The 23,541-nt window shown below is 33.5% G+C and carries 17 protein-coding genes and 2 pseudogenes; 12 read left to right on the top strand and 7 right to left on the bottom strand.

Annotated elements, in window-relative coordinates:
• Positions 1–121 precede the first annotated feature (121 nt).
• The 3 genes and pseudogenes from HYI43_02945 to HYI43_02935 all read left to right on the top strand — a co-directional run bounded on the left by HYI43_02945 (position 122) and on the right by HYI43_02935 (position 3,413).
• Positions 122–1,321: a multidrug effflux MFS transporter gene (locus tag HYI43_02945; protein ID UDI77556.1), complete on the top strand. Its 1,200-nt coding sequence runs from the start codon at positions 122–124 to the stop codon at positions 1,319–1,321.
• A 645-nt stretch (positions 1,322–1,966) separates the two neighbouring features.
• Positions 1,967–2,632, top strand: a pseudogene (scdA, locus tag HYI43_02940) (iron-sulfur cluster repair di-iron protein ScdA).
• 22 nt (positions 2,633–2,654) lie between these two features.
• Positions 2,655–3,413 (top strand): methyltransferase domain-containing protein, encoded by a 759-nt coding sequence (locus HYI43_02935; GenBank protein UDI77555.1) that lies wholly within the window; start codon positions 2,655–2,657, stop codon positions 3,411–3,413.
• Positions 3,414–3,480: 67 nt separating this feature from the next.
• Here the strand turns inward: HYI43_02935 and HYI43_02930 are convergent, their stop codons facing one another.
• Entirely contained in the window at positions 3,481–3,954 is a 474-nt protein-coding gene (locus HYI43_02930; protein UDI77554.1) for an AraC family transcriptional regulator, read from the bottom strand.
• A gap of 162 nt (positions 3,955–4,116) precedes the next feature.
• Here HYI43_02930 and HYI43_02925 point away from each other — a divergent pair, with 162 nt between their 5' ends.
• Complete coding sequence (locus HYI43_02925; GenBank protein UDI77553.1) at positions 4,117–4,734, top strand: C39 family peptidase; 618 nt, start codon at positions 4,117–4,119, stop codon at positions 4,732–4,734.
• Between the two features lie 317 nt (positions 4,735–5,051).
• Here HYI43_02925 and HYI43_02920 read toward each other — a convergent pair whose 3' ends face one another.
• Entirely contained in the window at positions 5,052–5,870 is an 819-nt protein-coding gene (locus HYI43_02920; GenBank protein UDI77552.1) for a metallophosphoesterase, read from the bottom strand.
• 342 nt (positions 5,871–6,212) lie between these two features.
• Between HYI43_02920 and HYI43_02915 the strand changes: the two genes are divergently transcribed.
• Together HYI43_02915 and HYI43_02910 are read left to right on the top strand one after the other, a co-directional pair.
• Positions 6,213–7,613 (top strand): amino acid permease, encoded by a 1,401-nt coding sequence (locus HYI43_02915; protein ID UDI77551.1) that lies wholly within the window; start codon positions 6,213–6,215, stop codon positions 7,611–7,613.
• A 362-nt stretch (positions 7,614–7,975) separates the two neighbouring features.
• Positions 7,976–10,180 carry a cation:proton antiporter gene (locus HYI43_02910; protein ID UDI77550.1) on the top strand — a complete coding sequence of 735 codons (2,205 nt, stop codon included), beginning with the start codon at positions 7,976–7,978 and terminating at the stop codon, positions 10,178–10,180.
• A 76-nt stretch (positions 10,181–10,256) separates the two neighbouring features.
• Here the strand turns inward: HYI43_02910 and HYI43_02905 are convergent, their stop codons facing one another.
• A complete protein-coding gene (locus HYI43_02905; GenBank protein ID UDI77549.1) occupies positions 10,257–12,083 on the bottom strand; it encodes an APC family permease in 1,827 nt (608 codons plus the stop codon).
• Between the two features lie 281 nt (positions 12,084–12,364).
• Between HYI43_02905 and HYI43_02900 the strand changes: the two genes are divergently transcribed.
• The gene (locus HYI43_02900) at positions 12,365–13,855 is read left to right on the top strand and encodes a serine hydrolase (protein UDI77548.1); all 1,491 of its coding nucleotides are present in this window, start codon (positions 12,365–12,367) and stop codon (positions 13,853–13,855) included.
• Between the two features lie 100 nt (positions 13,856–13,955).
• A complete protein-coding gene (yidC, locus tag HYI43_02895; GenBank protein UDI77547.1) occupies positions 13,956–14,846 on the top strand; it encodes a membrane protein insertase YidC in 891 nt (296 codons plus the stop codon).
• Positions 14,847–14,916: 70 nt separating this feature from the next.
• Here yidC and HYI43_02890 read toward each other — a convergent pair whose 3' ends face one another.
• The 4 genes and pseudogenes from HYI43_02890 to HYI43_02875 all read right to left on the bottom strand — a co-directional run bounded on the left by HYI43_02890 (position 14,917) and on the right by HYI43_02875 (position 19,045).
• Positions 14,917–15,768, bottom strand: a complete 852-nt coding sequence (locus tag HYI43_02890) for an NAD(P)-dependent oxidoreductase (GenBank protein UDI77546.1) — start codon at positions 15,766–15,768, stop codon at positions 14,917–14,919.
• A 57-nt stretch (positions 15,769–15,825) separates the two neighbouring features.
• Positions 15,826–16,299, bottom strand: a complete 474-nt coding sequence (locus HYI43_02885; protein UDI77545.1) for a DUF1440 domain-containing protein — start codon at positions 16,297–16,299, stop codon at positions 15,826–15,828.
• A gap of 202 nt (positions 16,300–16,501) precedes the next feature.
• Positions 16,502–17,474 (bottom strand): annotated as a pseudogene (locus tag HYI43_02880) (2-dehydropantoate 2-reductase).
• A gap of 170 nt (positions 17,475–17,644) precedes the next feature.
• On the bottom strand, positions 17,645–19,045 hold the full coding sequence (locus HYI43_02875) for an MFS transporter (GenBank protein UDI77544.1): 1,401 nt from the start codon (positions 19,043–19,045) through the stop codon (positions 17,645–17,647).
• Between the two features lie 462 nt (positions 19,046–19,507).
• Between HYI43_02875 and HYI43_02870 the strand changes: the two genes are divergently transcribed.
• The 4 genes from HYI43_02870 (at position 19,508) to lrgB (ending at position 23,443) form a co-directional block, all read left to right on the top strand.
• The gene (locus HYI43_02870; protein ID UDI77543.1) at positions 19,508–21,268 is read left to right on the top strand and encodes a sensor histidine kinase; all 1,761 of its coding nucleotides are present in this window, start codon (positions 19,508–19,510) and stop codon (positions 21,266–21,268) included.
• Entirely contained in the window at positions 21,269–22,039 is a 771-nt protein-coding gene (locus tag HYI43_02865) for a DNA-binding response regulator (protein UDI77542.1), read from the top strand. It begins immediately after the preceding gene.
• Between the two features lie 247 nt (positions 22,040–22,286).
• Positions 22,287–22,742, top strand: a complete 456-nt coding sequence (gene lrgA, locus HYI43_02860) for an antiholin-like murein hydrolase modulator LrgA (protein ID UDI77541.1) — start codon at positions 22,287–22,289, stop codon at positions 22,740–22,742.
• Entirely contained in the window at positions 22,742–23,443 is a 702-nt protein-coding gene (lrgB, locus tag HYI43_02855) for an antiholin-like protein LrgB (protein UDI77540.1), read from the top strand. The genes lrgA and lrgB overlap by 1 nt, the downstream gene beginning before the upstream one ends.
• The last annotated feature ends 98 nt before the right edge of the window (positions 23,444–23,541 follow it).

The following is a 23,541-nucleotide window of genomic DNA, read 5'->3' as shown; positions in this document are numbered from 1 at the left end:
TAAGTATTTAGGTATTTAGCAAATCTAAATGCTTTATATCTCGATTTTTTTGTTTTGTATATTACAAATACTATAAAAACCTATATAATGTAATTTGCAAACTTTTTCAAGGAGAGCCATTATGCAAAATACCACTCACACGAAATTACCCCTATTATTATTAATCGTATTAGGTGTAATGACTGCATTCGGACCGATGATTGTAGATATGTATTTGCCTGCTATACCACAAGTACAACATCAATTTAGGTCTTCTGCATCTGAAATACAACTTACATTGTCCTTTGCTATGATTGGATTAGCATTAGGTCAATTTCTATTCGGACCTTTGTCTGATGCATTTGGTCGTAAAAAAATAGGTCTTATGATATTAAGTATCTTCTTCTTAAGTTCATTAAGTGCCATTTTCATCACCAATCTAGCACTATTTTTATGCGCTCGTCTAATTCAAGGTTTAACTGCGGGTGGCATTATTGTCATTGCCAAAGCGTTTGCTGGAGATCGATATAAAGGTGATGTTCTAGCAAAATTTCTAGCTTCACTAATGGTTGTCAATGGCATAGTGACCATTGTCATGCCCTTACTTGGAGGACTTTCATTAACATTAGGATCATGGAGAATTATATTTATCATTCTAACTGTGATTAGTATATTAGTTCTAATTGGTGTTGCATTTAATATGCCAACCACATCTAAAGTAGAACATACATCTTTAAATTATAAAGCCATTATTATAGACTTTGGTAGTTTATTAAAGAAACCAAGATTTATTATTCCTATGCTATTACAAGGTTTAACCTATGTAATGTTGTTTAGCTTTTCGTCTGCGTCACCTTTTATTACTCAAAAGGTTTACAATATGACGCCACAGCAATTTAGTGTCATGGTCGCTATTAACGGTATTGGCTTAATCATCGTTAGTCAAATCGTTGCTCTATTAGTAGAATATATTAACCGTTTTAAGCTCATGATTTATTTATCATTAATTCAAATTTTAGGCGTCATACTTATCGTCATTACTTTGTCTGTACATGGACCATTATGGATATTGTTAGTCGCTTTCTTCCTAAACGTATGCCCGGTTACATCGATCGGACCTTTAGGTTTTTCTATGGCAATGGAAGAGCGTACAGGTGGAAGTGGCAATGCTTCAAGTTTACTCGGATTGTTCCAATTTATGTTAGGTGGTATTATCTCACCTATTGTTGGTCTTAAAGGTTCTTATGACGCCACGCCATATATCATCATTATTATCATAACTGCAATCATGTTAATCACACTTCAAATTATATACTTCAGAAATCATCGTCACCCAAATTGATTTTTTGAAAAGAGTAGAATCTGGGGCATAATTCCTAGAGAAATAGCCAGTAAATGAGTTTTATAAATTCATTTACTGGCTTCTTTATTTACAATACTGCGTATTTTCAGCTCGTTGTCTTTAGGGTCAGCTTGTAAAGCTGTTCTTAAATGGATTTTCATTTCACTTAAGTTGAGACGCTTGCCTAGGGGGCTGGGTCGAGCCTTGGTCTCGACACTCATCCTGCTCCCTCAGGCGTCGCTCAACTACGTTCCATTACCCATTTTAGAACTACTTACCTAAGAGCCATTGCTCTTAGGTTCATTAAAATTACTGCTCCTCACAACTCCACTTCGTAATCTATCTTAGAACGCCTTACACAAGTGCTATTGCACTTGTGTTCAATATATATAACATCATGAGGCTCGCCAATATACTTTTCATAAGTGTGCTTAATAAAAAGACAACATCTCAATGAGCTGCATAAAAACAAAACAAATTTAAAAATCGTATTTTTTATTTTAAACAAAGAATTAATATCGTGAGTCCTGCTTTCTTATTCAAAATGTTGTAATATCTTTCCAACAAATACGTGACAATCTTCACAAACATAAATGATAATGATTATTAATGACTATAATATAGATGATTAAAGGAGGAATTAAAATGATAACTAAAGACACAATCGTCGCAGATATCGTAACTGATAGTCCACTCAGTTCTGACATATTCAGACGCTATGGTATAGATTTCTGTTGTGGTGGCAACATATCAATTGAATAAGCTGTTAAAAACAAAAAGGTTGATGCCAATACACTTATTGAAGAAATTAATCAACTTCCACAACAACAAACTGGCAATATCAATGTTAAATATTTAGACGTTACTTCACTTATTCAATATATTCAATCCCGTTACCATGAAACAATGCGTGAAGAATTTAAAAATCTATCCCCTTACGTCACTAAAGTAGCGAAAGTTCATGGTCCAAATCATCCACATTTAGTTCAATTACAAGATTTATATCGTGAATATCGCGATGGTATGCTTGAACATATGGATAAAGAAGATGAACATGATTTTCCATTATTAATCAAAATTTCAAATGGAGAAGATGTTGAAAATGCTGACGCTATCATTCAAAGTTTAGTAGATGATCACACACATACTGGAGAGCTACTTGCTGAGATGCGTGATTTAACGAACCAATATCAACCTCCGACTGAAGCATGCCAAACTTGGCGTCTTGTCTACCATAGACTTGAAAATTTAGAACGTGAAACACACGAACATGTTCATCTTGAAAATCATGTGCTATTTAACAAATTTTAGTTTACCTTGGAGGTGTTAACACATGGTTAAAAAATTAGCTGGTCATACGTTTTTAGCTCAATTAGGTAAAAAACGCTTGCGTCCTGGAGGTATTGTTGCGATAAATTGGCTAATCGATAAGGGGCACTTTTCAAAAGAAAAGCGTGTTCTAGAAGTCGCATGTAATATGTGTACAACATCCATCGAATTAGCACAGCAATACCATTGCCAAATTGAAGGTGTAGATTTAAATGAATCTGCCTTAGAACAAGGACAATCAAATATTAATAAACATCACTTAAATCAATATATACATTTAACTCAGGCGAATGCGATAAAACTTCCATTTGAAGATAATAGTTTCGACATTATCCTAAACGAAGCTATATTGACGATGCTTCCACTTCAAATAAAAGAAAAGGTGTTACGAGAATATTATCGTGTCCTTAAACCAAATGGTGTATTGCTCACGCACGATATCGCTATTATCAATCGTTCACAAGAAACTAAGGTCATAGAAGAATTAAGTAAAGCCATTAATATGAAAGTAACACCATTGAAACCAGAAAGTTGGTATCACCTCTATCAAGAGGCTGGTTTTAGAAATATCGAATCAAATATCGGACCATTATCATTAATGACACCAGTTGGTATGATTCGAGACGAAGGCTTAATTGGCACGATAAACATCATCAAAAACGCACTCAAACCAAGAAATCGTAATATGTTTATAACTATGTTTAAGACTATGCATAAACATAAAAACAACATGAACTATATCGTTCATGCTGTTATAAAATAACTTTATTGCTAGCTACATAAATATTTTCACTTTAAATATTTATGTAGTTAGTTTTTATTTAAAATCACTATTTTATCGGTATATATATTTCTGTAATGTACTCTACGTCTTGAGTATTTCCCGGTAAATAATGTTCAAAAAGCGGTGCATTAATCGTTTCAAAGTCTACATTCGGCAAGATGTCTTGATAGATATGTGGCATAGCCTCCTTAATAGATTCAGGCACGCGACCTACCACATTAAAAACAACGTATTGATGTGGATTCAAATGAAATTCGCTATACATCACATGATCATCCATCTTTTCATCACTTGGTACCCCAATAAAGTAATCCATTTCACCTGTTGAATACGAGATAACCACGCCTAGTACCCCTGTCAAAGTACCATTACTCATTTCAACTAGTTTTTCAGTGATTCCCTTATCATTCACCTCTTGCCAAAATTCAGGTATCCCTTGTTGCATATCTTTACCATTATTAAACGTTCTTTTGACGCCAATGAATCTCATAGCATTTAAATTTTCAAAGCGATAGTCCATATTCATTCCTCATTTTCAAAATGATTAAATCTATTACAACCATATTATATTATTGTATATAAAATACAAATTAATATACGTCGAAATCTTCAAGGTATATAATAAATTTACTTTAACAAGACCGTGTATAATGTGTGTCGTGTATATGAAGGAGAATGTGCGATGAAAAAAATCTTACCCGTTAAACCTATAAGCCAACTATTCCCTATTCCTATGGTAATGGGTTGTGAAGGTGTATCTGCTGCGATGTTATTACAATATAATCACCATGATATTAAGGCTACGAGCATTATGAAGCATTGGCCAACGCATCCTAATAATCCATATAAAGGCTATGTAGGACATCACTTTCTCGTCAAATTCGGTCACCATCAAACGATATTTCCAGATGCCTATGTGCCATATTTACAAACCATAGATTCACGTATTGTGGATGGTACTGGTACTGATTTAACTTCATTAGAGTCAGTCATTGATAAGGGACAACCTATTATCTTGTACCATACTAGCTTAGGACAAAAGCCTCACCGTCGACATTTTAAATTAGATAACCAACCTACAGAACTCGTTTCTAATATTCATATTACGTTGTTAATAGGATACGATGAGAATCACTACTATTTTATTGATCCTTTGTGGAGTCATTTATTTAGAAAAATAATCGTTCCATCTATCGTACCGAATCATTTTCAATTTATTAAAATTAAAAAAGACAAGTTGGAGCAAAGTTATAATGCTCCTGGTAAAAAGTGTATCTATTTAAGCCCGGATGGTGAGTGAGACTAAACGGCTTTCATTAGTCCCAACTTGCTTTGCTTGTTGTATTTCTTTCAGAAATCCTCTGTGTTGGGGCCCAACCCCAACTTGCTTTGCTTGTTGCATTTCTTTCAGAAATCCTCTGTGTTGGGGCCCAACCCCAACTCGCTTTGCTTGTTGCATATCTTTCAGAAATCCTCTGTGTTGGGGCCCAACCCAACTTGCTTTGCTTGTTGCATTTCTTTCAGAAATCCTCTGTGTTGGGACCCAACCCCAACTTGCTTTGCTTGTTGCATTTCTTTCAGAAATCCTCTGTGTTGGGGCCCCACTCACTTTTTAATTTAACTATCATCAATTTCAAAATCCATGAGTGCATGATTGATTTCTTGTTTAATATCTGTTGTTCGCCACTGTCGTTGATAACCTAAGCATGGGCATAAATAAGTTATGCTTTTATCAACAATTGATTTACGAAAATGAACATGCCCCATGATGCTATATTGAATAGGATACTTTTGATAAAATTTGTCAAAATCACGTGTGCCTATATACGCATTAAAAAAATCAAAAATCCGATGTGGTGTAGGCACCACAAATTGAGGATGCGTCACGATATGAGTCATTAATATTATATTTAGATGTTGAAATTGTTTTAAATCTTTCTCAACTTGTTTGGCTGCTAATGCAGAGAATGTTCGATCATCCATATGCCAATCTATTTTCACTTTATCTTGCCAAGTGGCACCATAATATTTCCCACGTTCAACACGAGTGATATCAAATTTGTCATCAGCATAACTATAGTCGTACCAAGCTGTATGCCCTACAATAACCCATTTGTTATTAATTACATATGGTTGTCCAATTAAACACTCAGGTTTACTTACGTAAAAATCATAAATTTCTTTTGAACTTATAGATGATTCCGATGTCCAATAGTCGTGATTTCCTGGAACAAATAGCACTGGTATTTGACATGCCTCTTTCACATCACAAATAAATTGGTAGCTTTGTCGAAAGTGATTCGAAATATCGCCAGCAATTAATAATAACTCTATGTTCCTTTCCCCAATAACATCTATTAATGCATTGAGGTACGCTTCAGGTTCAAGTTTAGGATGTCTATCAATATGCAAATCTGAAATCGTTCCAATTCTCATATGCTAACCTTCTCACTCATGTAATTTTTTGGTTTGATAATTATGTCATAGTTACTTTAATTTATAAAAGAATATGTTTTTTAAATTGTCAGATATTAGTTTGTATTTTATAAAATAAAGAGTATAATAAAATTAACTTTTAGCAAAGTTACATATTTTGTAAGCAATTAATAACATCAACAGTTAAAAATCTGAATATTTAAAGAATTGCAATTTCTAATAAGTTTCTTAATTTGAACTTCATTCATTATTTGTTAAAAGTTTCTATTTTTTTCACTTAAAAAAAGAAAGCGTTTACACTTAAAAATCAAATTGCATCATTGCTTTCTAAGGAGGAAGTATATGGCTAGGAAGTTAGAAAGAGAGTTAAACAACAGGCATATTCAATTAATTGCGATTGGGGGCGCAATTGGTACAGGTTTATTCTTAGGTTCAGGTCAAACCATTGCTTTAACTGGGCCTTCGTTATTAATTACATACATGATTATCGGTATAATCATGTTCGCGTTTATGAGAGCACTTGGTGAATTATTACTAAGTAATACACGTTTTAATTCGTTTGTAGATATTGCGAATGAATACATAGGCCCTTTCGCTGGTTTCGTAATTGGTTGGACATATTGGCTTGCTTGGATTGCTTCAAGTATGTCCGATTTAACAGCAATGGGACAATATTTTAGTTTCTGGTTCCCACAAGTACCACACTGGATTACTGTATTGTTTATCGTATTAATGTTAATTTCATTTAACATGTTAGGTGCAAGATTATTCGGCGAATTGGAATTTTGGTTCTCAATAATTAAGATTATCACTATAATCGCGATGATTATTATTGGTCTAGTAATGATTTTCTTCTCATTTAAAACATCATATGGACATGCCTCATTCGGTAACTTGATCAATCATGGCGGGATTTTCCCTAATGGGCCATTTGGTTTCTTAATGGCATTCCAAATCGCTGTTTATTCATTTATTGGTATTGAATTAATCGGTGTAACTGCAGGAGAAACCAAGGACCCTAGAAACGTTATTCCGAAAGCAATCAATAATGTACCGGTACGTATTTTATTATTCTACGTAGGTGGTTTATTAGTTATCATGTCTGTAATTCCTTGGAATAAAATAGACTCAAATAGTAGTCCGTTTGTAACAATGTTTAGTCTAATTGGTTTACCATTCGCTGCAGGACTTGTTAACTTCGTTGTATTAACGGCAGCGTCATCAGCAACAAATAGTGGTATTTATTCAAACAGTCGTATTTTATTTGGTCTTGCCAAACAAGGTCTAGGACCGAAAGTCTTAAGTAAAACAAATGGTAATAGTGTGCCATATTTATCTATGTTTGTATCATCTGGAACATTGCTCGCAGCAGCATTATTAAACTTTATTTTCCCAGATGCAATTAAACTATTTATCTATGTTACGACACTTTCAACTGTACTATTTTTAGTAGTATGGGCGATGATTATTATTTCTTATATTATCTTTGTTAAGAAAAACCCTGAAGAACACACTAAGAATAAGTTCAAATTATTTGGTGGCTTGAAATCAGCTTATTTAGTACTCGTATTCTTCGCATTTGTATTTGTACTTTTATTCTTTAGTGAAGATACAAGAGCTGCTATTTTCATCTCACCAATATGGTTCATTTTCTTATTTATTTTCTATAGAAAATATAAAACGAATGCCGAACATTTGGCTGAAAAAACGAGAAGTCAAGGACGCCATTCAATTAATCATTAATCAATTTCTAACTAATAGTCAGCGTTAAATGACATTATTATTTAGGACGAGTGTAAGACAAAAAATAATAGTATAAGACTACTTAGCAATTTCGCATTAGTTTTCTGAATTAAGAGGATGTTTATATTACACTTTTCTCAATTCTAGTCATTCTTGCGGGGGTGGGATTTTGAATTCAAATTGAATTCTATCCCACTCTCGCCTTTTTCTTTTAATATTGTTTAAGCCCTTTATGAATAAGGTATGTATCAAATAATATAATTTCAAACATTAATTTTTTTATAAAATAGCTTTCACTTTTTTGATAGCCTATGAAATATCATGGTAAAATACTATTATTCAATTTTACAAAGGAGTTACGCATGGAACTATTAGAAGCATTTTTATTATTTATATTCGCAGTAATTATTAGTTCTATTATTTACAATAGGTTCCCTAAAATTCCTACTGCTTTTATTCAAATCGCGTTGGGTGTTTGTTTATTTACCTTACCGATTCCAATACATTTCGAGTTCGAATCTGAAGTATTTATGATGGCAGTTATCGCCCCACTGTTATTTGTGGAAGGTACACATGTTTCAAGAACAAAGTTGCTTGAATACCGTAAACCAGTTGTCCTCATGGCAATGGGATTAGTATTTACGACAGTTATTGGTGTTGGTTTCTTTATTCATTGGATTTGGTCCGATTTACCTATGCCAGCTGCTTTTGCGATTGCCGCAATCCTTTGTCCAACAGATGCTGTGGCAGTATCTGCAATCACTAAAGGTAAAGTCTTACCTAAAGGTTCAATGTCTATTCTTGAAGGTGAGTCTTTACTTAATGACGCTGCTGGTATCATATCATTCAAAATTGCAGTGACTGCACTTGTTACAGGTAGCTTTTCTGCTTTCGAAGCGATTGGCCAATTTATTATTTCAACTATTCTAGGTATTCTGATTGGTGCCGTTATCGGTGCGCTTGTTGTTAGCTTAAGAGTCTATTTAACAGCTAATAAAGGTTTGAAAGATAGCAATACTTTAACGTTTATTCAGTTGTTGACACCATTTGCCGTATATTTTATTGGCGAAGAATTACACGCATCAGGAATTATTGCAGTAGTCGTTGCTGGTCTCATTCACGGCTTAGAACGCGATCGTTTGATTCGAGCTCAAACTGAATTACAGATGAACTACAATCAAATTTGGAATACATTAAGTTATGCTTTAAATGGCTTCGTTTTCGTCGTTCTAGGTTATATTGTTCCAGAAGTAGTAATGGAAATCGTACATCAAGAGCCTCAAAATATTACTTTCCTTATCTCTACAGCGCTATTAATTGCCCTCGCAATTTACGCCTTCAGATTTATTTGGGTTTATTTTTGGTTTAAAGATTTCTATTATCCTAAGAATGTCCATTCATACCTCGATGATGAAGAAGATTCTGGACCACCGAAACGTAAACATTATGCCTTTATAATGACAATGTGTGGTATTCATGGAACAATTTCATTATCAATGGCATTAACTTTACCTTATATGATGAATGGTAATCAGGAATTCATTTATCGTAATGATTTACTATTCATTGCTTCATTAATGGTATTAATTAGTTTGATTATGGCTCAAGTCGTTTTACCTTTCATCACACCTTCTGAAGAAGTTTCATCATTTAAAGGCATGACATATCAATCAGCAAAAATATTTATGGTTCAACATGTATTAAATACTTTTAAAAAGAAAAGTAAAACAAATAAAGACATAGATTATCGACCTATATTAAACCAATATTATAATGAGCTATCGTTCTTAATTAATATGGAACCAGATAATAAAAACACTAAAGAGTTACGTAGACTTCAAGAAGTGGCAGAAGATGAAGAAACTGAAACACTAGAACGTCTCATCGATAAAGGTAGTGTGACGAAAAAAGACATTACCGACTATCGTAATGTTATGGAATTCAATCAATCCTATCGTGAGATGTCAATTCTTAAAAAAGTTAGCCGTTTCTTTAGATTAGTTGCTTTGCGTTTTAAAGCACGTAAAGATTCACGAAAAGAAGCACATCGTATTCATAAAGAAGAACGTGCCTTGACAAAAGAGGTGCATAACGCCACTTCTAAAGAAAACAAAACGCTAGCAAAAGAAAAGCGTGCGGAATACAAAGAGGAACGTCAAAAAGTTAAAGAAGCGCGCAAAGCTCAAAGAGAAGAATTTAAAAATAGTTTCAATAAAGTTCAACAAATCATGCGTGTCGTCAATCATAATATCATTATGAAAATGCGTGAAGAGCAAAATAGTACAAACGTGTTAGAAGTGAGTTTAATTATTAATCAGTACCACAGCTTATCACGTACGATTCGTCAAAATCAAAATAGAAGAGAACAACGTGATAAAAATAAACAAGTCTATGAGATTACGACATATCAGCAACACGATGTTAAACTGGAAGCGTTATATTTACAACGTCAATTATTAGATGAGTTTATCACCCGTAACAAAGTTACAAATGAAGTAGCTACACAGTTACGTGAGAATATTAACTATAATGAGATTGTCTTAGCACATGAAGCTAATGGTCATTAACATCAAAAATATCGAACTATAAAACAAGCCCGTAGATGCATTCACTGACATCTACGGGCTATTTAAAATAGTCATTCTACTTTTTCAATTTAAATGGCACAGTCGCTAAAATAACATTTTTTTGGTAGAATAAATGCATTTTTAAACGTATGCTTGTTTGGTTGTGTAAGAAATTATGCCATGATTTTTTAGTTATAAATTGTGGCACAACCACTGTTATAACATAATTTTTGTCATTGGCTTTTTTATTAATTTTATCTATAAATCGAGAAATCGGACGAATAACACTACGATATTCTGAATGTAATACGACTAATCGAACATCTGGGAAATGTTTTTGCCATTTATCTACAAAACATTTATCGGATTCATCACCAAATGATACGTGTACAGCAATAACATCATCTGCAATCATTTGTGCGTAATAAACAGATTTATCAATAGCTGAAGTAATCGTACTCACTGGCACAAGTGCTAAGTTTTTATCAACTATTGGCATATCTTGAACCATTGCAGTTGATCTAAGTTGTTCTGCAATATTTTTATAGTGCATATTAATGCGTAAAAAGACAATTACGATCAGTGGTAAAAAGATTAAGATTGGCCATACGTGGCTGAATTTTGTAATCAAGAAAATCATGAAAACGATAAAAGTAATTGTTCCACCAATTGCATTGGCAATAAGTTTTCTTGACCAGCCTTTTTCACGGCCTCTAATCCATTTAAGAACCATTCCATATTGTGCTAATGTGAATGGGATAAATACCCCAACTGCATATAATGGGATTAAGTTTTCAGTTTTACCATTGAATAATATAATTAATAGAATTGCGCCAACGCCTAATGTGATTATAGAGTTAGAGTATCCTAATCTATCACCACGTACATTAAACATACGAGGCATGTATTTATCTTTCGCCATACTTGCAGCTAACATTGGAAATGCTGTAAATCCTGTATTAGCAGCTAACACTAAAATCATTACCGTAGTAGCTTGGACGAAATAATAACCAGCGTTATGACCTAATATATTCATTGCTAATTGTGACAGTACAGTTGTTTCAGTTTGAGGTAAAACGCCATACCAATATGCTAATCCAACGATACCGACTAATAAGAATGCTAAGATACTACCCATAGTTACTAAAGTTTTAACTGCATTTTTAGGGCCTGGATCTTTAAAGTTAGTTACAGCATTCGAAATTGCCTCTACTCCTGTTAGAGAAGAAGCCCCTGATGAGAAGGCCTTTAATAATAAGAACATGGAAACACCAGGCACTGCTGTACCGACTGCCGCATGCATATGTGGTTCAACTTGACCAGTTGCGACTTTCCAAACTCCTACGATAATCATAATAATTAACCCGATAATAAATAAATATACTGGATAAGAAAGAACAGTAGCTGATTCTGTCAAACCACGCAGGTTCATGATTAAAATAAATAATACAAGTAAGCATGCGATTAATACTTTATGATGATATAACGATGGAAACGCAGCTACAAACGCATCTGCTCCAGAAGAGATACTTACTGCTACCGTTAAAATATAATCAACGAGTAATGAGCCACCTGCTAATAATCCCCATTTTTCACCTAAGTTCATCTTAGATACGATATATGCACCGCCACCCTTAGGATAGGCATATATAACTTGGCGATAAGATAAGATTAAAGCAGCTAATAGAACTAACACCGCACAAGCAATAGGTAGTGTATACCAAGAGGCCATTGCGCCTACTGCTACTAATGTAATCAATATCTGCTCAGGTCCATAAGCAACTGAAGATAATGCATCTGATGATAAAATAGCTAAAGCTTTGAAATTGCTGATTTTTTCATTCTTTAAATCACGATTCCGCTTAGGTTTACCAATTAAAAGTCTTTTAAATTGAGTGAACATAATCCTCTTTCCCTCTTTATATATTCAAATTCAATGGATAAAGGATACTCCCATTCTATAAAAATGTATAGGGACTCCTACTATTTTTATTACACTTTTTATTCTTTAAGTTACATTTTACCATTATATTTAATGTTTCATTTTTCAAATTTAAAGTAAAAAATGTTGTTTACTACTTATAAATGACTTTAAAGAGCTATTTAGGTAAAAACTTGCTATACTATTGTCATTAAAATTTTAAATTGTTCACTATGTAAAAATGAATATAAAGGACTAGACAAATGAAAAAGAAATTACTTATTGGTGGCGTCATATTATTAATTATTGTGGCATCACTTTCAATAGCAATCAAATTAAAGCCAAACCATTCTATGTTGAGCCCCTCTTCACAGAGCTACATTGACAAAATGGTTTCTAATGAAATGAAAGATGGCCATATTCCGGGGGTATCTGTTTTAATCGTTAAACATAATAAGATATTTATGAATAAGGGTTACGGTTACGCAAATATTAATAAAAAGACCAAAGTATCTCCTAAAACACGTTTTGAAATTGCTTCAAATTCTAAAGCTTTTACTGGTTATGCCATCATGCAACTTGTAAAAGATAACAAGATTAAATTAGATGACAAAATCAACAAGTATATCCCTGGTTTTTATATGTCATATAAAGGTAAAAAAACAGATATAACTGTTGATCAACTCATTGCTCAAACAAGTGGTATTCCAGGTGACATTACAGATAATGATAAGATTACTAAAAAGACGGACAGTCTATCAGGTATTGTGAATAGTATTAAGGGACGCAAGTTAGACGCAAAACCTGGCAAACAATTCGAATATTCCAATATGAATTACGATATCTTAGGGCTCATTGTTCAAAATGTGTCTCATGAATCGTATTCAAACTATATGGATAAACATATCTTCAAGCCATTAAAAATGAAAGATATCACAACAAAAGATAGTAATGTGAAACAAGCAGATGACGCACAAGGTTATCTTTATAAAAATGGTAAGTATCATGCTGATAACCCTACTTTCAACATTGGGGATAATCCTTCGGCATATATGATGACTGGTACCAAAGGTTTAAAACCATGGATTAAATTCCAACTCAATCCGACACCAACCTATAAATCTTTAATTTCTGAAACGCATCAACCTAAAGTTAAAACACATGATGATATCAATTCGAGCTATGCTACGGGTTGGTTCGTTGATGATCGTAATAAAGACACGATTGTTTATCACCCTGGCACACTTGAAAATTATTCATCTTATATTCTTTTAAATCCGAAACAAGATTATGGCATCGTCATCTTAGCAAATTCATATTCGAAAAGTGTTCCTGACTTAGCTCAGAATTTAAATACACAGATGAGTAATGGCAAGCACATTGACACACTTCAACAATTTATCAATCAATATCAAATTGGTATCGTCATCATTACAGTATTAATGTGTTTATTGGTTGTCATAACACTTATAATCATTTGGCGCTACATCAATCAACGTAAGCCGATACACTTTAATTGGCGTAATCATAACATGCAAATGAAAGTGTTATTACTAACTGTTTCATTTGCACTTATCTTAGGATTAATACACTTGTTACCATCAATGATACTTACGGACTCAGATTGGCATTTTATGATGTCTTGGTTACCAACATCAGCTAAATATGGCTTATTAAGTTTCGTCATGCTACTTACAAGTTTGTATGCTTTCTTATTTTTAAAAATTGTATCAACTACAACAAAATCTAATTAAAAAACTTTGATTAAATGCAATAATTTACAATTGATTATGTTAAGCTAAACTTATTAAAGACTAAGATTATTAAAGATCTCAAGCACATAGGAGTATGTAAATGAAAAAGAAATGGTTTTTATTCTTAATGGGCGTCATGATTTTACTAGCAGGTTGTGATTATTCCCATAAAGAAGATCAACACGGGTTCTTTTATACAGTATTTGTAAGACCAATGGATATGTTACTTCACTTTCTTGGACGCACATTCCATGATATTTATGGCTTAGCCATCATTGTTATCGTTCTTATTATTCGAATGGTTCTTATGCCACTCATGTTTATTCAAGTTAAAAATATCCATATCATGCGTGGTAAAACAAAAGTGGTTAAACCAGAGATTGATAAATTGCAAGAAAAAATGAAACATTCAAAAACACAAGAAGAGCGTACTGCAGCGAATAAATTATTGATGAAGAAATATAATGACTACGGCATCAATCCATTCAAGAGTTTAATTGGTACTTTGCCTATTTTAATTCAAATTCCTATTCTATTAGGCTTATATGCTTGTATTAAATATCCAACGAGTGGCGGTATAATTCAGCATCCACATTTCTTGTGGTTTAACTTGATGCATACGGACATTATCATGACATTCATCGCAGCGTTACTTTATTTTATTCAACCATTAGTCAATTCGATTCACTATCCTAAGAACGAACGACGTTCATATCATGTCATGATGGTCATATCACCATTGTTTATTATATACGCATCGTTGCAATCCGCTTCAGCATTAAGTTTATATTGGGCTATTAGTGCAACATTTTTAATTATTCAAATGCACTTTGCTCACAGCCATTACGCTAAGGTCGGTCAAGCAGCGGGTGATCAATTACGACAACAAATTGAGCAACAACGTAACAATAAGACCAAAGACTATGACGCCGAAATCACTAATGAAGCGCAAAACACAACAACAGACAATCATTCTAAAGACGCTCAATAAACACAAAAGAGCACTGTTATCAGCTAAGTTAGCTTAGCCAATAACAGTGCTTTACTTTATTTCTAAACATTTATTTTAATGGATGCATACCATCTTTCCATGTTTTATAAATTAATGTGCCACCTTGTGCTTTAAATTTATCATTTGTAATACCACGTTCAAATGGTTGTGCAGGTTGAATCGTTACATCAGCATTTACACCAACTTCATTCGCATACCATGCTGCAAAATCTGATCCTTTAACAGGTTCATCATCAGCAACATTGTAAATACCATTATCAAAATTAATTGCTTGAATAGATACTTCAACTGCATCGTCTAAATGAATAAATGAAGTTACACCATCTGATAAAGTAACGTCGCCATCTTTAAATTGATTATAAATCATACCATCTTTGCCATACCAAGTACCTGGGCCATATAACCAACCAAAACGGAGTACTACATATTGATCCATACGTGCCGTTTCTTTTTCTAGACCAACGACGCCATCGACAGTTATCTTTCTGTCGCCCTCTGAATGATAATCTAAAGGTGTTTCTTCAGTGGCTAATCCTTCACCAGGTTCATACATAAAGCCAATACTTTGCGCTACTACTTTTTTCACATCATATTTTAACGCTGCGTCTGTTAAGTTTTTACCACCTTCAACACGCACTTTCGTATTTGCTGCCATATCAACATTTTTTAAATCCGTAATTTGGTTAATAATCACTTCTGGTCGGAAGTCACCGATAGCCGCATCGATAGTGTCTGCTTTTAAGATATCTCCAATGTAAGCTTTAGCATTAAGTCCTTCTAATTTATCTTTACCACGTTGTGATGTCGTAAAGCCTGCTACCTCGTGTCCATCTTCAACCAATCGTTTCGTTAAACGCTCTCCAATTAATCCTGTTGCACCAGTTATAAATATTTTAGTCATATATGATACTCACCCTTCTATTTTCTCTCTTTTTGAAAATGAATATTTAAATTCAACTTACTTACTAGAATTTCGTACTAAATCGATGGTGTTCATCCAAACGATATGGCCGAATAATTCAGAAAGTCGTTCTTCATTTGGTAAATCTTTAACCTGTGGTGTTAAATTAAGTTTCGGTAATAGGTATTCATGAAATGCGATATGAATCGCAATGCCAAATAATGTGCCTTTGAAAGCAGTCATTTTAGGGCATTTTTCAGCAATTAAACCATAAGCGAGTGCATTTGCTACTGAAAAACCGTAATGAATACCCATAACAGTAACAGGGATATCATGGCCATTATAGTGATAAGTCGCATTCTTGATGTTATCTGGCAAAGATAATTTATTTAGTAATGTCATTGGCGGTGGTTCTTCATCGCGTTCAGGTGTTCTCGGTGGGACTAGTGCTTCCCAGCCCATCTTGACCGCTCCACTTAACAGACCACCCACAACGGCTGTCATTAAGATTCGTTTTGTAGACCCATTCATAGTCTCAACATCTCCTTTGAGTTCGCTTAACTTTCTTCTACCCATTTTTATTACTTTTTAAAAACACCATCATTTATCAAAGTTTGAATATTTAGGTTAACACTTCTAGACCTTAAAATATATTAATCTGACTGACTAAAAAGGACTAGGATATCATTCTAATTGAATTCATCATCCTAGCCTCTTGTATAAATATGATCAGTTATTTAGCATGGCGTTGTTCTTCTTTCGCATGTATCATATTAGCCACAAATTGATTTACAGGTGCGTCAATATGTTGTTCTTCACCTAATCGCGCTACCGCACCATTGATATAATCAATTTCTGTTAAACGATTATTATTGATTAAATCTTGGTACATTGAAGGGAAATGTGGTCCTACTTTATCATTCAAGTCAATTAAATAGGTATAGACTTCATCTGCATTTAAATGTACCCCATCGATTGTTGCTACTTGAACGATTTCCTGCGTAATTTTATATACTAATTTCTTAGCATAGTCACTCTCATTAAGATTCGATAAACGACATTCTAAGATTGTACATAACGCATTAGCCGTTCCGTTAACACAAATTTTCTTCCAAATAGATTGTTGCAGATTCTCACTTTTATGCGGATTTAGTCCAGACTTATCTAATAAGTCATATACCACATCAACATTAGGTTGTCCTTCTCGAACGAGTGCGCCAATTTCTACAGGACCATAACCCATTAAATGTGTATGTCCTGGCGATTCTAAACCAGCTGTCCATGTTGTAACACCACGAACAATACGTGATTCGTCAACATATTGACCAATTAAGCGTTCGTGTTTTAAACCATTCATTGTACATACCATAACTGTCTTGTCATGAATATGATGTTTAATGTGTTCAAGCATGTCATGTAGTTGCATTGCTTTCGTAAATAAGAACACGACATCAAAATAATGCTCTTGTGGTATGTCAGTATGTTGATACATAGGTATATTGAGATGATGTTGTTCTCCATTAATATCAATATGTAATCCATCTCGTTTGATGGCAGTCGCCTGAGGTTCCCAACCATCAATTAATGTCACATCGTAACCTTGTCGATATAACATCGCCAATTAATGTCACATCGTAACCTTGTCGATATAACATCGCTCCAAATCCACTACCTAATGCACCAGAACCAGCAATCGCTATTTTCATAAATCATGACTCCTTTTTATAATGATGTTTTAAAAGTACTACTTTACTACGCCTCAGTCAATATTATAAACGAAATATTCATAATTTTTAGATAATTAATATTTTATTTTGCTCAAAAATTTAAAAACCCTCAGTGCGTCAAAAAAACTCACCGAGGGTTTGTTAATATACTAATTATTTTTTAATTTTTTTGGAACTAAAAAGAATATAACAATAAAGGCTGTTAAAGCTATTCCAGCATTAAATAACACACCAGCCGCACCACCTAATTGTAAATTCATAAGTGAAGCGCCAAAGCCATAAATCGTACTAGACATAGCTACACCAAACGCATTACCTAGTGATGATGCCATTTTATATAATCCTGAAGCAACCCCTACTTTATCATCCGGTGCTTCTGCAACGGCTGTATCTGTTGAAGGTGTTGCATACGTACCTAAACCAATACCAAATAACAAGTAACCGATGATACTTGAAATAATATAAGCAATATTTGGTAAGAAAGTTAAAGACAATAGGATTAAACCTAGGAATGCGAAACCACTACCCGTTAATAACGGCTTTTTAGCACCTTGCTTTTGCAACAATTTCTCTCCTACACGAATCATGATCAGTACAGCAACAAGATACGTGATTGAAATCAGTCCTGCTTGTAATGAGCTGAATCCCAGTTGACTTTGATAATACGTGTTAACAACGATAAGCGTACCACCAGCAACACCATTTAACATGAAGTTTGAAAGTGTTGCACCACTGTAGCCCTTATTTTTGAAAATACGAAAATCAACAAGTGGATTCTTAGCTTTAATTTCACGAACAATAAATAGAATACCAGCAACTAAAAAGACGACGCCTAGTGATAAAATCATTGGAGACATTAAGCCACGATCAGCCGCTTGTGTCACCATAACATTGACACTTAATAGCGTAATAACTAATAAGATAAGGCCTGTTACATCAAATTTAGATTTATTATCTTTCTCATTTGGGCCAGGTTCAACTTTAGTCTCGGGTGTATGTTTAATTAAGAAAAAGGCTAAAATTGATAAGGCAATTGAAACGATAAAAATCCATTGCCATCCTATCGTTGAAGCGACAAAGCCACCAAATAATGAACAAATACCGCTACCGCCCCAAGATCCGATAGACCAATAACTGACGGCACGTTGTCTTTCTTTACCTATGTAATATTCATTAATAATGGCAAGTGTTGATGGCATAATGAACGCACCAGATAACCCTTGCAATGCACGACCAACAATTAATAGCCAAGCATATGGTGCAATAATCAAACATAAAGAACCAATAATACTTAAAGCTAACCCTATGTAAGTCATCTTCACGCGACCAAACTTATCTGCCACATCTCCAGCACCCACAATAAAGAGTCCAGAAATCAGTGCCGATAAACTGACTGCGATATTAATCGTACCCATATTGGTATTAAATGACGATTGCAATGTCGGTACGATATTTACTACCGATTGTGCGAATAACCAAAATGTCAATACGCCAATAATGATACCTGTTAGTAATCTATTATCTCCCCTAAATTCTGTTGAAGATTCCATCTCAAAAATTCCTCCTATATCACCCTAAAAACTAATATATACATATTAAAGTCTGAAAATTCTCAACAATATACTTCTCATAACCCATGACCTCTTCCTAACATGCTTAGAAAGTCCCTGTACGGTATAGGTTGAATGTAAATCAGTGTAGTTGAGATAAATCAAACTTAGAGAATAAAGTGAAATCTACTTTTTATGATTTCATCGCAATTTATTCTCAACTTAATAAATTAGTTTACATTGAAAACCTTATCACAATTATGGATAAATGACGTAATAAAAAACTCTTATTTTTCGAAAGTTGATTTTTTACAATCTATTTAACGATGCAATTGACTAATATTTAGCTAGTTGTAAAATATAAGTTTTAATTTTAAACTATCAAGTTAAAATTTTCCATACTATAATGATAACTAAGAACAATTTTTAGAATTAAAAATAATAAATAACAGGTGTAAATATATGTTCAATTTATTCATTTTATTGCTGGAGCGCGTAGGTTTAATTATTATTATTGCGTACATATTAATGAATATTAATCACTTTAAAACTATGATGGGAGAGCGTGAAATATTACGTTCTCAATGGCAATTGACTATTTTATTTTCATTATTTGCGATTATTTCAAATTTTACTGGTATAGAAATTGAAAATGGCAAAATTGTTTCCAGTAACATTTACTATCATTTGAATAATGATGCTTCAATGGCAAATACACGTGTATTAACCATCGGCATGGCTGGATTAATTGGTGGCCCTTTCGTTGCTATCATTGTCGGCATAATATCTGGATTGTCGCGTCTATATATTGGTGGCGCTGATGCTTATACATATCTTATTTCTTCAATTTTTATTGCTTTGATTTCAGGATTTTATGGTTATCGTACGATGCATCGTTATACATATCCTACAATTTTAACTGGTGCAATTATTGGAGCAGTAAATGAATGTATTCAAATGGCATGTATTCTGATTTTCGCAAATGATACCTCTGCTGCTTGGACTTTGGTTGAGTTTATTGGCATACCTATGATTTTAATTAATAGTATCGGAACAGCCATCTTCCTATCCATTATTCTTTCAACATTGCAACAAGAAGAACAAGCACGTGCCATTCAAACCCACGATGTTTTAGAATTAGCGAATAAAACGTTACCTTACTTCCGTTCTGGTTTAAATGAGACGTCGGCGCGTCCTGTTGCTGAAATCATTTTAAATTTAATGAAAGTTTCAGCAGTCGCGATTACGAATAAGACAGATATTTTAACACATGTAGGTGCTGGAAGCGATCATCATGTTGCTAAGAAAGAAATTATTACGCATTTATCTAAAGAAGTCATTCGGACAGGTCATTTGAAAGAAGCACATTCTAAAGAAGATATTGGCTGTAAAAACCCTAATTGTCCACTTGTTGCTGCATTGGTGATACCCTTAATGATTAATGATAAAGTAGCTGGTACATTGAAATTTTATTTCACTAATGAAAATGATATAACGACTTCAACGAAACAACTGGCACGTGGTTTAGCAGATATATTCTCAAGTCAATTAGAATTAGGACAGGCTGAAACACAAAGTAAACTTTTACGTGATGCGGAAATTAAGTCGTTACAAGCTCAAGTTAACCCACATTTCTTCTTTAATGCGATTAATACGATATCTGCACTTGTACGGATTGATAGTGAAAAAGCACGTAAATTATTATTGCAATTAAGTCAATTCTTTAGATCAAATCTACAAGGCGCACGTAACAACACCATTACCTTAGAGAAAGAGTTGCAACAAGTAGAAGCTTATTTATCACTTGAACAAGCGCGTTTTCCTGACCGATTCACAATTAAATATAATATCGACAATTCCTGCCATAATGCATTAATTCCACCATTCATTATTCAAATATTAGTGGAAAATGCTATTAAACACGCTTTTAAACATCGTCGTAAAGATAATATCGTTCATGTCGATGTCCGACCTAATCCTGATGCACATACGTTACAAATCGTTGTTCGAGATAATGGTAGTGGCATAGCTCAAGACATATTACCGCTAATTGGACAAATGAGTGTTACCTCCGAAACAGGAACGGGAAGTGCCTTAGAGAACTTAAATCGACGTTTGATTGGATTATATGGAACTGCAGCATCATTACATTTTGAGTCAACGAATGAAGGAACAACTGTACAATGTGACATACCTTATAAATACTCAAAGGAGGAATCTTAATTGAAGACATTAATCGTGGATGATGAGCCACTAGCCCGTAATGAATTACATTTTTTATTAAATGAGATTTCTGATTTTGAAGTGATTGATGAAGCAGAAAATGTAGAAGAAACACTAGAAAAATTATTATACGAAACATATGATTTGGTATTTCTAGACATTAACCTAATGGATGAAAACGGCATAGATTTAGCACATAAAATTCAAAAAATGAAGCAACCCCCTTATATTGTATTTGCCACAGCTCATGATACTTTCGCAGTAAAAGCATTTGAACTTAATGCCTTGGACTATATACTTAAACCATTTGAATTAGAACGGGTTGCACAAACTGTAACTAAAGTTAAAAGATTGATGCGTATGGATCAAGAAGAAATGAATCATAGCGACGATAATCATTCAAATGCCTCTGCATTTGAAACTCCTACGACTAATCATGATAAATCTGTGATTCCTATTGAAGTCAATGAACGTATATATGTAATCAATTTAGATGATATAACGGCTATATCCGTTAATCATGGCATTACTACGATTTATACATTAAAGCGCACATATGAAACAACAGAACCACTTAATTATTATGAAAAGAAACTACCTGATAACAAATTTATTAAAATTCATCGTGCAACCATTATTAATAAACAACATATCGATAGTGTAGAACATTGGTTTAACTATACTTATCAAGTCACAATGACATCTGGAAATAAATTTCAAGTAAGCCGATCATTTATGAAATTTTTCAAACAAGAAATTGGATTACTCTAAGCTTTAATATAATCTATTAAAATATGACTAACATTAGACAAAGGTTGAGACAATGGATACTTGCTCAACCTTTTTTATTTTATACGCATCTATTCCAAACTTAATTAAACGTTTTGTTACTGATTTTCAACTTCAATTTAATGCAACTCACCACTTCATATTTGTAATTCGGAGTTAAAACACCCAAAAGTAAACGTTTTCATATTATCCTAATCTCAAGATAAAAAGAGAGAGGGAGAGTATTATTATGGCAAATGACAATACACATAATGGTAATGCTCAAGGAACTGCTAAGTTGGCTAAAACTTACAATTTCTTTCAACAAGCATTAACAATTGCTGTAGTATTATTTATTTCAAAAATTATTGAAAGTTTCATTCCATTCCCAATGCCTGCATCAGTCATCGGTCTCGTATTGCTATTCATTCTATTATGTACAGGCGTTGTGAAATTAGGTCAAGTGGAAGGCGTAGGTACTGCATTGACTAATAACATTAGTTTCTTATTCGTACCAGCCGGTGTTTCAGTTATCAACTCGTTACCTATTCTAAGTCAACATCCTATTTTAATTATTCTATTAATTATCATTTCTACATTATTACTATTAATTAGTGTAGGTTTTGTATCTCAATTATTTGTAACAAAAACATTGTTCCCATCTAAAGAACAAAATGAAAAAACTAGACTTAAGGAGGGTAACTAATGATTGATCATTTAGGCATTACAACACCTTATTTTGGAATACTGGTTTCACTCATTCCTTTCGTTATTGCACAATATTTTTATAAAAAAACAAATGGCTTTTTCTTACTTGCCCCACTTTTCGTAGCAATGGTTGCAGGTATCGCATTCTTAAAAATCACAGGAATTAGTTATGCAAACTATAAAATAGGCGGAGATATTATTAATTTCTTCTTAGAACCCGCAACAATCAGTTTCGCTATTCCTTTATATAAAAAACGTGAAGTCTTAAAAAAATACTGGCTACAAATCTTTGGCGGTATCGCAATTGGTACACTTATCGCGTTAATCTTAATTTACTTAGTAACGATTGTCTTCCAATTAGGAGATAAAATTGGTGCATCTATGTTACCTCAAGCTGCAACAACTGCTATCGCACTTCCAGTGTCTCAAGGTATTGGCGGTATGAAAGAGTTAACATCATTAGCCGTTATTCTTAATGCCGTTGTTATTTCAGCTTTGGGTACTAAAATTGTTAAATGGTTTAAAATTTCAAATCCTATTGCACGTGGTTTAGCTTTAGGTACAAGTGGTCACACACTTGGTGTTGCAGCAGCTAAAGAACTTGGTGAAACAGAAGAATCTATGGGTAGTATCGCGGTTGTTATCGTAGGTGTTATCATCGTTGCAATCGTTCCACCACTTGCTTCAGTTTTATTCTAATAAATGAATATATTAAAAAGAGTCGAGACATGACATTGTCTCGACTCTTTTAGTATTTATCCATTGTTAATTAATAGATATTTCTAAATTTAGTTAGG

The organism is Staphylococcus taiwanensis (assembly GCA_020544305.1).
Taxonomy (GTDB): domain Bacteria; phylum Bacillota; class Bacilli; order Staphylococcales; family Staphylococcaceae; genus Staphylococcus; species Staphylococcus taiwanensis.
The sequence above is the reverse complement of the archived record's forward strand: the minus strand, read 5'-3'. Positions and strand labels throughout refer to the sequence as shown.